Origin of the sequence: Actinomycetospora chiangmaiensis DSM 45062 (assembly GCF_000379625.1) — a bacterium.
GTDB classification, from domain to species: Bacteria; Actinomycetota; Actinomycetes; order Mycobacteriales; family Pseudonocardiaceae; genus Actinomycetospora; species Actinomycetospora chiangmaiensis.
In genome coordinates, this window is record NZ_KB903224.1 from 66,214 (window position 1) to 78,971 (window position 12,758).

At 75.8% G+C, this 12,758-nt stretch carries 13 protein-coding genes; 8 read left to right on the forward strand and 5 right to left on the reverse strand.

Features of this window, described 5'->3' with window-relative positions; genetic code table 11:
* The first annotated feature begins 310 nt into the window (after positions 1–310).
* From A3CO_RS0111440 to A3CO_RS0111450, 3 genes are read left to right on the forward strand one after another with little or no spacing between them, the layout of a single operon-like run.
* Complete coding sequence (locus tag A3CO_RS0111440) at positions 311–1,084, forward strand: phosphatidylserine decarboxylase (protein ID WP_018332382.1); 774 nt, start codon at positions 311–313, stop codon at positions 1,082–1,084.
* Complete coding sequence (locus A3CO_RS0111445; protein WP_018332383.1) at positions 1,084–2,028, forward strand: CDP-alcohol phosphatidyltransferase family protein; 945 nt, start codon at positions 1,084–1,086, stop codon at positions 2,026–2,028. Before A3CO_RS0111440 ends, A3CO_RS0111445 begins: the two co-directional genes overlap by 1 nt.
* Positions 2,025–4,334, forward strand: coding sequence for an AAA family ATPase (locus A3CO_RS0111450; RefSeq protein WP_018332384.1), 2,310 nt, complete (start codon positions 2,025–2,027; stop codon positions 4,332–4,334). The genes A3CO_RS0111445 and A3CO_RS0111450 overlap by 4 nt, the downstream gene beginning before the upstream one ends.
* Before the next feature lie 65 nt (positions 4,335–4,399).
* Here the strand turns inward: A3CO_RS0111450 and A3CO_RS0111455 are convergent, their stop codons facing one another.
* Both A3CO_RS0111455 and napA read right to left on the reverse strand, forming a co-directional pair.
* Positions 4,400–5,113 carry a LytR C-terminal domain-containing protein gene (locus tag A3CO_RS0111455; RefSeq protein ID WP_018332385.1) on the reverse strand — a complete coding sequence of 238 codons (714 nt, stop codon included), beginning with the start codon at positions 5,111–5,113 and terminating at the stop codon, positions 4,400–4,402.
* A 48-nt stretch (positions 5,114–5,161) separates the two neighbouring features.
* A complete protein-coding gene (gene napA, locus A3CO_RS0111460) occupies positions 5,162–5,482 on the reverse strand; it encodes a nucleoid-associated protein NapA (RefSeq protein WP_026204508.1) in 321 nt (106 codons plus the stop codon).
* 169 nt (positions 5,483–5,651) lie between these two features.
* On the opposite strand from napA, the gene A3CO_RS0111465 reads away from it, so the two are divergent.
* The 3 genes from A3CO_RS0111465 (at position 5,652) to thiD (A3CO_RS0111475) (ending at position 8,430) form a co-directional block, all read left to right on the forward strand.
* Positions 5,652–6,239, forward strand: coding sequence for a peptide deformylase (locus tag A3CO_RS0111465; protein WP_018332387.1), 588 nt, complete (start codon positions 5,652–5,654; stop codon positions 6,237–6,239).
* 134 nt (positions 6,240–6,373) lie between these two features.
* Positions 6,374–7,306, forward strand: a complete 933-nt coding sequence (locus A3CO_RS0111470; protein WP_018332388.1) for a S1C family serine protease — start codon at positions 6,374–6,376, stop codon at positions 7,304–7,306.
* Positions 7,307–7,548: 242 nt separating this feature from the next.
* Positions 7,549–8,430, forward strand: coding sequence for a bifunctional hydroxymethylpyrimidine kinase/phosphomethylpyrimidine kinase (thiD, locus tag A3CO_RS0111475; protein WP_051085922.1), 882 nt, complete (start codon positions 7,549–7,551; stop codon positions 8,428–8,430).
* Positions 8,431–8,446: 16 nt separating this feature from the next.
* Here thiD (A3CO_RS0111475) and A3CO_RS0111480 read toward each other — a convergent pair whose 3' ends face one another.
* The gene (locus A3CO_RS0111480; protein WP_018332390.1) at positions 8,447–9,547 is read right to left on the reverse strand and encodes a glycosyltransferase; all 1,101 of its coding nucleotides are present in this window, start codon (positions 9,545–9,547) and stop codon (positions 8,447–8,449) included.
* Positions 9,544–10,116: a TetR/AcrR family transcriptional regulator gene (locus tag A3CO_RS35710; RefSeq protein WP_018332391.1), complete on the reverse strand. Its 573-nt coding sequence runs from the start codon at positions 10,114–10,116 to the stop codon at positions 9,544–9,546. The genes A3CO_RS0111480 and A3CO_RS35710 overlap by 4 nt, the downstream gene beginning before the upstream one ends.
* Before the next feature lie 79 nt (positions 10,117–10,195).
* On the opposite strand from A3CO_RS35710, the gene thiD (A3CO_RS0111490) reads away from it, so the two are divergent.
* Entirely contained in the window at positions 10,196–11,035 is an 840-nt protein-coding gene (gene thiD, locus A3CO_RS0111490; protein WP_018332392.1) for a bifunctional hydroxymethylpyrimidine kinase/phosphomethylpyrimidine kinase, read from the forward strand.
* A gap of 25 nt (positions 11,036–11,060) precedes the next feature.
* Here the strand turns inward: thiD (A3CO_RS0111490) and A3CO_RS0111495 are convergent, their stop codons facing one another.
* The gene (locus tag A3CO_RS0111495) at positions 11,061–12,029 is read right to left on the reverse strand and encodes a D-2-hydroxyacid dehydrogenase family protein (protein ID WP_018332393.1); all 969 of its coding nucleotides are present in this window, start codon (positions 12,027–12,029) and stop codon (positions 11,061–11,063) included.
* A gap of 40 nt (positions 12,030–12,069) precedes the next feature.
* Between A3CO_RS0111495 and A3CO_RS31610 the strand changes: the two genes are divergently transcribed.
* Positions 12,070–12,750 carry a hypothetical protein gene (locus tag A3CO_RS31610; RefSeq protein WP_157647434.1) on the forward strand — a complete coding sequence of 227 codons (681 nt, stop codon included), beginning with the start codon at positions 12,070–12,072 and terminating at the stop codon, positions 12,748–12,750.
* Positions 12,751–12,758 lie beyond the last annotated feature (8 nt).

The window sequence follows — 12,758 nt, forward strand, 5'->3', positions numbered from 1 at the left end:
TGCGGACCTGCGCGGAAGCCGCCGTTCGAGTGGCCCGGCTGGGCCATCGGCGCGAAAACGGTTTGGCACCGCCCCCGAGATCGGGCACCATGTGTGAGAACTCACTCGGCGTACTCGCCGGATGAGGTCACCCCCGGGTCGCCCGATGGCCGATCGCCGTGCACGCCACGCCGATCAGCATCGACCAACCGCTTGTCGCTGGGGAGCGGACGAGCGGTTCTCGCCGGGGTCGCCGTCTCGGGGGATGGCGGCCCCGGCCCCACCCGGAGCGTCCCGATAGATTCGATTCGCACCCGTCGTCGACAAAGGGATGGCCGTGCCCGATCGCTCCCCCGCACCTGGCGACCCCGCGGCGACCGCGCGGGAGGAACTCCCCGCCCCCCGTCGCAACCCGGTCCTCCACGCCGTCGACCTCGTCCGCGAGACGATGCCGCCGCTGCACCCGGGCGGGGCGCCGGTGATCGGCACGGTGGCCGCCGGCGCCCTCGCCCTGCGCGCCCTGCGCGGCCGCGGCACCCTCGGCGCGGTCCTGACGACGGCGGCGGTCGCCGCGTTCTTCCGGGCCCCGCACCGGGCGACGCCGCAGCGGGCCGACATCGCGGTGGCGCCCGCCGACGGCACGGTCAGCGTCATCGGCGATGCCGAGGCCCCGCCCGAACTGATCGCCAAGGGGTTCCCCAGCGGTCCCCGTCCGCGGGTGAGCACCTTCCTCTCGGTCTACGACGTGCACGTCCAGCGCATCCCGGTCGACGGCCAGGTACTGGCCGTCGAGCACCGCCCCGGCACGTTCGTCTCCGCCGACCTGCCCGAGGCGAGCGAGGCCAACTCGCGCACCGCGATGTGGCTGCGCGACACGGCGGGCCGTGACCTCGCCGTCGTGCAGATCGCGGGGCTCGTCGCGCGGCGCATCGTGTGCGACGCGAAGCCTGGCGACGAGGTGGTCGCCGGCGAGACCTACGGCCTCATCCGCTTCGGCTCACGGGTCGACCTGCTGCTCCCGCCCGGGGCGGAGATCGGGGTGCACGTCGGCCAGCGCACCGTGGGGGCCGAGACGGTGCTGGCCGACCTCGTGAAGGCGCCCTAGTGCCCGTGCCGACCGCACCGAACGTCCGCGCCGCCCCCGGCGTCCGCCTGCTCCCCAACGCCGTCACGGTCCTCGCGCTGTGCTCTGGCCTGTCCGGCGTGCAGTTCATGCTCACCGGGAACGAGGTCGGGGCGATCGCGGCGATCGCGCTCGCCGGGGTGTTCGACGCACTCGACGGGCGCCTGGCCCGCCTCCTCGACGCGTCCAGCCGCATCGGCGCGGAGCTCGACTCGCTGTCGGACTGCATCTCGTTCGGCGTCTCACCCGCGCTGATCCTGTTCCTGTGGTCGCTCCACGACCTGCGGATCGGCTGGGTCGTCGCCCTCGTCCTCGTCGTCTCGGCCGCGCTGCGCCTGGCCCGCTTCAACACGCTGGCCGACGACACCGAGGCCAAGCCGTTCGCCGGGGAGTTCTTCGTCGGCGTGCCGGCCCCCGCGGGCGCCCTCGTCGCGCTGACGCCGCTGGCCACCGAGCTGCTGCTGGGGCCCGGCTGGTGGTCGGCGCCGGTGACGGTCGCGATCTGGACGGTGCTCTCCGCCGCGCTGATGATCTCGCGGATCCCGACGGCCTCGTTGAAGAGCGTCCGCGTGCCGCCGACGGCGATCGCCCCGGCCCTCGTCCTGGTGGGCCTCGTGGCGGCGGCCATCGTCGCGGTGCCGTTCCTGCTCTACCCGGTCGCGATCCTCGCCTACCTGGCCCACATCCCGTACGCGGTCTACCGCTACCGCTGGCTGGACCGGCACCCCGAGGTGTGGCACGTGCCGCCGCGGCAGCGCCGTGCCGTCCGCCGCGCCCACCGCCGGCTCGGCCTGCTGCCGCCGCGCCGCCCGCTGCCCCGCCGCGTCGCAGGTGCCGCGGCCCGCGCCGGCCGCCGGACCATCAACCGCGACCGGCCCGGACCGCAGCGGCTCGGCGCGCGCCGCCGCCGGCAGGACCGGTCGTGAGCAGCCCGCAGGTCACCCTCACCGCCCAGCTCTCCACCTCCGCGGTGGACGCCCGGCGCGGCGTCGTCCGGCTGCACGGCGAGGTGTTCTCCGCCCTGGGGCTCTCCGCCTGGGACGCCGTGCGCCTCGTCGGCACCCGCGCGACGGTGGCCCTCGCCGCACCCGCCGTCGGGATGACCGCCCCGGGCACCGCCACCCTCGACGAGACCGCGATGGTCAACGCCGGGATCGTCGCCGGGACGCCCGTGGCCGTCGAGCCGGTCACCGTGACCGCGGCCCGCACCGTCACCGTGTCCGGCTCGCAGCTCGCGGCCGGTGCCGTCGCCCCGGAGACCCTGCGCCTGGCGCTGACGGGCAAGGTGCTCTCCCCCGGCGACACCGTCTCGCTGCTGCCGCAGGACCTCGCGCCCGTGCCCGGCGCCGACGCGGTGGGTACCCGGACCCGCCTGGCCCGCGAGCTCGGCGGCACGTGGACCACCGAGCTCGTCACCGTCGTCGACGTCGACCCGGCCGGCCCGGGCGCGTTCGTCGTCGCGCCGAGCACGGTCGTCGGCTGGCGGGACGGCCCGCGGACGGGTGCCCGGAGCCTTCCCGACGACGGGTCGAGCACGTTCGCGCCGTCGGGGTTCTTCGCGTCGGCGCCCCGCACCACCGGACCCGCCGCGCCCGGCCCGGGGCTCGCCGCCGCGTCGATCGGGACGCCCGCGCCGTCCGCACCCGAGCCGGCGGCCGAGCCGGCCGTCGCCGTGACCGACCTCGTCGGGCAGCAGGACCCCGCGCGGCGGCTGCGGGAGTGGCTGGACCTCGTCTTCACGCGCCCGGAGCTGCTCACGCGCCTCGGTGCCGCCGCCCGGCTCGGGGTGCTCGTGACCGGCCCGGAGGGCGTCGGGCGCACGACCTTCGTCCGGGCGGTCGCCGCCGAGGCCGGGGTGGGCGTGGTCGTGCTCGACGCGCCGGCGGCGGCCGCGCTGGAGGCGGGGGCCGCGGTCGAGCGGGTCCGGGCGGCGTGCTCCCGCGCCCGCACGGCGGGCGGGCCGACCGTGCTGCTCGTGCCCGACGTCGAGACCCTCCTGCCCGCGTCCGACCCGCCGCCGCTCGCGACCGTCGTGCTCGACGAGCTCCGCGCGGTCGTCGCGGACGGGGTCGCCCTCGTGGCCACGGCGCAGGGCGGCGAGGCGGTCGACCCGCGGCTGCGCGCCCCGGACCTCGTCGACCGGGGACTGGGCCTGCCCGCCCCGGGCGACCGCGACCGGGCGGAGCTGCTGCGGGTGCTGCTGCGCGAGGTGCCGCTGGGCACGGACGTCGACCTCGGGGCCGTCGGGCTCCGGACGCCGGGCTTCGTCGCGGCCGACCTCGTGGCGCTCCGTCGCGAGGCGGCCGTGCGGGCGGCGCTGCGCGGGGATGCCGGGGACGACCTGGTGCTCGAGCAGTCCGACCTGCTCGACGCGGTGACGTCGGTCCGGCCGGTGTCCCTGTCGTCCTCGGGGTCGCAGACGCTGCACTCCGGCGGGCTGACCCTCGACGACGTCGGCGACATGGTCGACACCAAGCAGGCGCTCACCGAGACCGTACTGTGGCCGCTGACCTACCCCGACTCCTTCGCCCGGCTCGGCGTCGACCCGCCCCGCGGGGTGCTGCTGTACGGGCCGCCCGGCGGAGGCAAGACGTTCCTCATGCGCGCGCTCGCGGGGACCGGGCAGCTCAACGTGTTCGTGGTGAAGGGCGCGGAGCTGCTCGACAAGTACGTCGGCGAGTCCGAGCGGGCGGTGCGCGAGCTGTTCCGCCGCGCCGCCGACGCGGCGCCCGCCCTGGTGTTCCTCGACGAGGTCGACGCGCTCGCCCCCCGCCGCGGCGGGTCGTCCGACGCCGGAGTGGCCGACCGGGTCGTCGCCGCGCTGCTCACCGAGCTCGACGGCGCCACCCCGCTGCGCGACGTCGTGGTGCTGGGCGCCACGAACCGCCCGGAGCTCATCGACCCGGCCCTGCTGCGGCCCGGCCGGCTCGAGCGCCAGATCTACGTGCCCCCACCGGACGCGGAGGCCCGCGCGGCCGTGTTGCGCGCGGCATCGAAATCCACCCCGCTGGCCGACGACGTCGACCTCGACGCCCTCGGTGCCTCGCTCGAGGGCTACTCAGCGGCCGACTGCGCCGCACTCGTCCGGGAGGCGGCCCTCACGGCGATGCGGGAGTCGCTGGACTCCACCGAGGTCACCGCCGCCCACTTCGAGGCGGCCCGCCGGGTGGTGCGGCCGTCCCTGGACCCGCGGCAGCTGGCCGAGCTGGAGGCCTACGCGAACCGGGGGTGAGGGGCCGCGGTGTCAGCGGTGGCACACGGCTGACACCGGGTGTCAGCAGGTCGCCACGCTCGGGGTCAGGAACCCTTCTGCGCGTTCTGGCCCCAGTTGTTCGTCGCGATCACGATGACGCCGGGCGACGCGCCCTCGATGCCGGGGAAGCGGGGCTCGGCACGGATGCCGAACGACGCGGCGAGCGCCTCGGCGGCGCCCTGCTCCCCACTGCCGGGCCGGTAGTAGGCGGTGCTGACCGGGATGACGCCCTGGGCGTAGTTACCGGTCTCGACCACGTCGAAGCCGCGGCCCTTGATCTGCCCGGCCGCCGTCTCGGCGAGCCCGCGGATCGTCGAGTTGTTGTAGACCCGCACCGGGACGGTCGCGAAGCTCGCGGCTCCGCCCCCGGCGCCCCCACCCGACCCCGATCCGGAGCCGTCGCCCGGCACGATCGGCGGCGCCGCCGCGACGGGCGGCAGGGCCTCGGTGACCGGCGGCGCGGCACCGGGCGCCAGGGCACCCGGCGCTCCGGGCTGGCCCGGCTGACCCGCACCGTCGGCGCCCGGCGCACCGGACGGGACCGCCCCCGGCCCACCCGGCACGCCCGACGCACCCGGAGCCGCGGTGTCGCCCGGAGCGGGCGCGACGGTCGACGTCGGAGAGGCGGCCGGCGCACTGGACGTGCCCTGGCCGCCGAGGCTGATGAGGCCCACGACGGCGGCGATGGCGGCCACGCCGAGCAGCGCGACCCCCGCGATGCGCAAGCGGGAGGCGCCGGACTCCCCGGGACCCGTCATGACCCTGCTCCCCTTCCGGCGATAACCGTTCGAGGGATCAGGAGACCACTACGTCGGCTCCACACCCAGGCGACGCGCCGCACGGGCTCGCTGTCGTGTCTGCCGCAACCGCCGCAGCCGCTTGACGAGCATCGGGTCGGCGGCGTGGGCCTCCGGACGGTCCACGAGCGCGTTGAGGACCTGGTAGTAGCGCGTCGCGGACATGTCGAACAGCTCGCGGATCGCCTGCTCCTTCGCGCCGGCGTACTTCCACCACTGCCGCTCGAACGCGAGGATCTCGCGGTCCCGGCGGGTGAGTCCGTCGTCGGGCGCCGAGGCGTGGCGACCGGCGGACGGGGCCGGGCCGGTCACTGCTGCAGGTGCGTCCATCACGCTCCTCGGAGTCGTTCCGTCGGCCCCCACGGGAACCGTCGCGACGAATGACACGGGTGTCATTCGCGTGCCCTCCATTCAACCACGACCCTCTGACAACACCCCGGCAACGCACGTCGTCACCAGCGCCCACCTGCGACGGAACCGCCGTCTAGGCTCGCCCGCCGTGACCGTCCGCCCGATCGTCGTGACCGGCGAGCCCGTGCTGCACGCCCCGACGACCCCGTTCGCCGACGACGAGTTCGGCTCCGACGCCCTGCGCACCCTCGTCGAGGACCTCTTCGAGACCATGGACGCCGCCCACGGGGTGGGACTGGCCGCCAACCAGGTCGGGGTCGGCCGGCGCGTGTTCGTGTTCGACTGCCCGGACCCCGAGCTGGAGGGCGAGCGTCGTCGCGGGGTGGTGGTCAACCCCGTCCTCGAGACGAGCGAGGTCCCGGAGACGATGCCCGACGAGGACGACGACGCCGAGGGCTGCCTGTCGGTGCCCGGCGAGAACTTCCCGACCGGCCGGGCCGACTGGGCGCGCGTCACCGGGCGCGACGTCGAGGGCGGGGCGGTCAGCGTCGAGGGCCGCGGCTTCTTCGCGCGCTGCCTGCAGCACGAGACCGACCACCTCGACGGCCTCGTCTACACCGACCGGCTCATCGGCCGGAACAAGCGCGCGGCCAAGCGGGCCGTCCGCAACCACGGCTGGGGCGTCCCCGGCCACTCGTGGCTGCCCGGCGTCGACCCGGACCCGTTCGGCCACTGACGGCCTCCTGTGGCAGGAAAGCGTCGTTGCTGTCACCGGGTGACAGCAACGACGCTTCCCTGTCATGGGCGGGGCGGATCCGCCCACGACGAACACGATCTCCGTAGGCATTGCAACGGTGTAAGCACGACGGTGTGGACGAGCTCGACTCCTACTCCCGCACCGTCGTCACCGTCGCCGAGACCCTCGGTCCGGCCGTGGCTGCCCTCGCCGTGGGCGATCCCGAGCGGCCCCGGGGTGCCGGGAGCGCGGTCGTGATCGACGACCCGGCCGGCCCCGGCACGGTGCTGGTCACCAACGCGCACGTCGTCGACCGCGCCCGGGGCGGCCGGGCCACGTTCGCCGACGGCAGCCACGCCGACGTCCGCGTCCTCGGCACCGACCCGCTCTCCGACCTCGCGGTGCTCGCCGTGCACCCCGACGCGGCGACCCCGGCCCCCGTGACCCTCGGCGACGCGAGCGCCCTGCGCGTGGGCCAGCTCGTCGTCGCCGTCGGCAACCCGTTCGGGCTCGCGGGCAGCGTGACGGCGGGTGTCGTCAGCGGTCTGGGGCGCAGCCTGCCGACGAAGGACGGCCGCGTCGTGGAGGACGTCATCCAGACCGACGCCGCCCTCAACCCCGGCAACTCCGGCGGCGCCCTGGCGGACGCGCGCGGGCACGTCGTCGGGATCAACACCGCGGTGGCGGGCGTCGGGCTGGGCCTCGCCGTGCCGTGGAACTCGACGACCCGGGCCATCGTCGCGAGCCTGCGCCGCGACGGTCGGGTCCGCCGGGGCTACCTGGGCGTCGTCGGCGCCCCGGCCCCGCTGCCGGTCGACGTGGCCCTGCGCCTCGGCCGGCGCCAGGGCCTGCGGGTGGCCGAGGTGGTGCGCGAGAGCCCCGCCGCGAAGGCCGGTCTCAAGCCCGGCGACCTCATCGTCGACGCCGACCGCGAGCCGGTCACCCAGGCTCGCGACCTGCAGCGCCGCCTGTTCGCCGACGCCATCGGCCGGACGCTGCCCGTGACCGTCCTCCGCGGTGACGCGATGGTCGACGTCCTCGCCGTGCCGGCCGAGCTCACCGGCTGACACCCCCGACGAGAGGACCCTCAGCGGGTTCGCGGGACCCGCGCGGGCCCGACCGGGGACCGGTGATCATGAGCTGTGCCCGATCCCTTGCGACGGGACCGGGCGGATGGCACCGTCGGGCGGCGGAACCACAACTGCACACGCGGGAGCTCGCACCAGGAGCGGGCTGAGAGGGCGGCTTGACCCGGGGTCAGGCGCCGCCGACCGCCGAACCTGACCGGGTAATGCCGGCGTAGGGAGTCATGAGCACCTCACCACCGCAGCACCCAACCGAAGCCGACCCGACCCGTCGTCGGAACAGCCCGCCGGTCGCGCTCTCGATCGCGGGCACCGACTCCGGCGGCGGCGCCGGTATGACGGCGGACGTGCGCGCGTTCGCCGCGTGCGGCGTCCACGGCGCCGTGGCGGTCACGGCGGTGACGGTGCAGAACTCGCTCGGGGTGAGCGGGTTCCACCCGATTCCGCCGGACGTCGTCGCCGACCAGATCCGCACCGTCGCAGGCGACATGGGCGTGGACGCCGCGAAGACCGGGATGCTCGCGACCGCCGAGATCATCGCGGCGATCGCGGCGGTGTGCGACGAGGTGGGGATCGGCTCGGGCGGCATCCCGTTCGTGGTCGACCCGGTGGCGGCGTCGATGCACGGGTCGTCGCTGCTGGCCGACGACGCCCTCGACGCCGTGCGCACGCAGCTGCTGCCGCGGGCGACGCTCGTGACCCCCAACCTCGACGAGATCGCGCTGCTCGTGGACGTGAAGGTGGTCGACGACGCGTCCGCCCGGGAGGCGGCACGGGCGCTGCACGCGCTCGGCGCGCAGGCGGTGCTGGTCAAGGGCGGGCACCTGGAGGCGGTGTCCGGTCGTCGGCAGGCCGACTGCGTGGACCTGCTGTCGCTGGCGTCCGGTGAGGAGCACGAGTTCCGCTCGCCGCGCCTCGACCGGCCGCACACCCACGGCGGGGGCGACTCCCTGGCCTCGTCGATCACGGCCGGGCTCGCGCGCGGGATGTCGCTGGTCGACGCCGTGGCGTTGGGGAAGCGCTACATCACCCGGGCCGTCGAGGACTCGTACCCGCTGGGCGCGGGGCACGGTCCGGTGTCGAGTCTGTGGGCGGCGCCCTTGTGAGCAGAAATGGTCGCTATCACGACCTTTTCTGCTCACGAGGCCGGAGGCCACCGATCACGTCCGCCGCGGCCGCGGCCCCGGACCTCTCCCGGAGCCGCGCGCCGACGGTGGCGGCCGCCCGTCGATGCGGGCCGTCGGCGAGGAGCTCGACGAGGGCGGCCCGGATCGCCCCCGCCCCCGCCGTGGGCCGCAGTACCCGGCCCGCTCCGGCGTCGGCGACCGCCCGCCCGACCAGCGGCTGGTCGAGCTGGGGGTGGAGCGGGAGCACCAGGACCGGGAGGTCGTGGGCGAGCGCGAGCATCGTCGTGCCGTGGCCGCCGTGTCCGACCACGACGGAGGCGCGGCGCATCACGTCCGCGTGCGGCGCGAACCGGTGCACCTCGACGGCCGCCGGGACGCGGAGCCCGACCGGGTCGACGGCGGGACCCGTCGTCAGGAAGCCCCGGACCCCGAGGCCGTCGAGCGCGTCGAGGACGGCCTGCACGGCGGCCTGCTGCCCGGCGAAGTCGATGGTCGAGAGGCTGACGAGCACGAGCGGTTCGCCCGGGCACGCGGGCCGCGCCCCCGGCCCGACGACGCCGGTGTACCGGACGTTCGCGGGGGTCGACCGGGCCGGGTCGAGCTCGCGGTCGGTCGCGGCGAGGACGACGTCGGCCGCGGACCACCCGCGCGCCGGGTTCCGGCCGCGCAGGGCCGCGGCGATCCCGACGGGCCCCCGGGCCCAGCGCTGCAGGTAGGCGACGAAGGTGTGGGCGAGCACGGCGGTCGGGACGCCGGACCGGACGGCGGCGTGGACCGCGGCCGGGAGCAGCGCGTCGACGAGCACGGCGTCGGCCCACCCGGCGTGGTCGGCGACGTCGCGGCCGGGGCCGGGGTCGGTGAACGTCGCGAGGTAGTCGGCGGCGAAGCGGACGGTGCCGCGGGGGACGAGCGGGGAGAAGGCCCGCGCGTGGCGGTAGGCGTGGAAGTCCGCCCCGGCCGCGGTCGCGACCTCCTCCTGCCGGGGGTGCCCGAGCACCCGGACCTCGTCGCCCCGCCCGACGAGCTCCGCCACGATCCCCAGCAGTGGCGGCACGTTCCCGCCGCCGTCCCAGGTGACCGCCAGGACCCGGCTCACGGCAGCACTCCCCGGACGAGGGCGAGCATGCGCGCCCCGGTGGTCGCGGGGTCGTGCCCCATCTCGCGGCGCAGCACCTTCCAGACGTGGACGTCGGTGCTGACGACGAGCAGGTCGAGGCGGGTCCCGTCGTCGTCGGACAGCGCCGGCGCGAACACCTCGGCCACCCATTCGCGGTGCAGGACGCGGCCCCGTCCGACGACGTCCGCGACCACCGGATCGGTGTGTTCCCGGCTGATCATGTGCAGGCTCCAGTCGCCGTGGTGTTCGTAGAAGTCGACGAGGGCGGTCACGGCGCCCTCGACGTCGCCGGGTGTGGCCGCCCGTTCGGCGCGGGCGGCGTCGAGGCGGTGGTCGCGCGCCGCGAGGAACAGCGCATCCTTCGTGCCGAAGTGCCGGAGCACGGTCTGCACGCTGACCTCGGCGCGCCGGGCGACGTCGGCCAGCACGATCTCGAGCGATCGCCGCTCCTCGGCCAGGTCCCCGACCGCGTCGAGGATGCGGCGCCGGGTGCGCGCGGTGGCGTCGGCGCGCGCGCCCTGCCGGTAGGTCCTCACCACGGAGCCCATTGGCGGCCATCTTGCATTTCATGTCAACCATGTACACGCGAATATGCCCCCGTGCAGCGCGTAGGCCACACTGCGTCCCATGGCCGAGACCCCACCCCGCGTGCTGACGATCGGCGGCTCCGACTCCGGCGGCGCCGCCGGGATCGAGGCCGACCTGCGGGCGATGACCGCGTGCGGGGTGCACGGCTGCGTGGCGATGACGGCCGTGACCGTGCAGAACTCGCTCGGGGTGAGCGGCGTGCACCTCGTCCCGCCGGAGACGGTCGCGGCGCAGGTCCGGGCGGTCGTCACGGACATCGGCGTCGGGGCCGCCAAGACCGGGATGCTCGCGACGGCGGACATCATCACGGCGATCGCCGGCGTGATCGACGAGGTGGGGATCGGCCGGGAGACCACCCCGTTCGTCCTCGACCCGGTCGCCGCCTCGATGTACGGCGAGCCGCTCCTCGCCGACGACGCGATGGAGGCCATCCGCACGCTGCTCTTCCCGCGCGCGGCGCTGGCCACCCCGAACCTCGACGAGATCCGCCTGCTCGCGGGCGTCACCGTCACCGACCGGGACACTGCCCGGAAGGCTGCCGACGCCCTGCACGACCTGGGCGCCCGCTGGGCCCTCGTCAAGGGCGGGCACCTGCACGGGTCACCGGACGTTGTCGACCTGCTCTCCGACGGCACCGACACCTGGGAGTTCACCGGGCCGCGCATCGACACCCCGGACGTCCACGGCGCCGGGGACGCCCTGGCCAGCGCGATCTGCGCCGGGCTCGCCCGTGGCCTGGCGATGCCCGACGCCGTCGCCTACGCCGAGCGCTACATCCGCCGCGCCGTCGCGGCGTCCTACCCGCTGGGCGCCGGGACCGGCCCGGTCTCCCCGCTGTGGGCGATCGCGGCGTGGGACTCCGTCCCAGGTGAGCACTAACTGGCGCTATAGGCCCACTGAGTGCTCACCTGGCGGAGCCACCTGCGATCACCCGCGGCACCGGCCGCCCGGCCGCCCACTCCTCGATGTCCTCCAGGGCGTCGGCGTACATCGCGGCGTACGTCGCGGCGGTGACGTAGCCGAGGTGCGGGGTGAGCACCGTGCGCGGGGCGGAGCGCCACGGCGAGTCGACCGGCAGCGGCTCGACACCGAACACGTCGAGGCCCGCACCGCCGATCCGGCCCTCCTGCAGCGCCGCCAGCAGCGCGTCCTCGTCGACGATCGGGCCGCGTGAGGTGTTCACGAGCACCGCGTTCTCCGTCATGAGGTCGAGCTCGGCGCGCCCGATCAGGCCGCGGCTGCCCGCCGAGAGCTTCATGTGGATCGTGACCACGTCCGCCGTCGCGAAGAGCTCCTCCTTCGACACCGGGGTGACGCCGACCGACCGCGCGTCGTCGGGGTCGAGGTGGCGGCTCCAGGCGACGACGTCCATCCCGAACGCCTGCCCGACCGCCGCGACCGGCTTCCCGATCCCGCCGAGCCCGACGACGCCGAGCCGGCGCCCCTTGAGGTCGCGCCCGAGGGTCTGCTGCCAGTGGCCGTCGCGGACCCGCCGTTCCTCCTCGGGGAGGTGGCGGACGACGGCGAGGATGAGCGCCCAGGTCATCTCGACGGTCGGGGCGTTGTCGGACACCCCGCCGGTGCCGGCGACCGTGACGCCGCGCGCGGCGGCGGCGTCCATGTCGATCGCGGCGTTCGCGGGGCCCGTCGTCACGAGGAGCCGGAGGTTCGGCAGGCGGTCGAGGACGTCGGCCGGGAAGGCCGTGCGCTCGCGCATGGCGACGAGGACGTCGAAGGGCTCCAGCGCGGCGACGACGTCGTCCGGCCCGCCGAGGTGGTGGTCGAACGCGGTGATCTCCGCGCCCTCCAGCCGCTCCCACTGGGCCATCGACCGGGCGGACCGCTGGTAGTCGTCGAGCAGCGCGACCTTCATGGTCGCGTATGCCCCCGTCGGGGAGGGCACACACCGGGACGTGAGCCTGTTCCCGCCGCCCCGCCGGTCCCTGCTGTTCTACGCCGAACGGCCCCGACGACGGATGCTGCAGGTCCTCGCGGACATCGCGGTCCTCGTCTGGGCCGCGCTCGTGGTGTCGGCCGCGCTCGCCCTGCACGACCTGGTGCTCACGCTGCAGGCGCCGGGCCGCGGGCTGACCGACGCGGGCGAGCGGGTCAGTGGGGTGTTCAGCGGGGCGGCCGAGGCCGCGGGCGGGGTCCCGTTCGTGGGCGACCGGCTGGCGGGCGCGTTCTCCCCGGGCACCGACGCGGGGACCTCGCTCGCCGACGCGGGCCGCGCCCAGGTCGAGGCGGTGGCGGCGATCGCCACGGGGCTGGCGTGGCTCGTCGTCGTGGTGGCGGCCCTGCCCGTGGTGACGACGTGGTTCTGGTTGCGACTGCGGTGGATCCTCCGGGCCCGGCACGCGGTGGCCGCGCGGGCCCTCGACGTCGACCTGCTGGCGCTGCGGGCGCTGACACGGGGCTCACCGGGCCGGATCCGGCGGGCCGCCGGGCCGTCCGGGGACGCGGCGGGCGCCTGGCGGCGTGGTGAGCTGCCGGTGCTGATCCGACTGGCCGACGTCGAACTGGCGCGGATGGGGCTGCGCGGAGCCACGTCGGTGACCTCGGGACCGCCCCCGGATCACGGACGAGACCAGTGACACGCCAC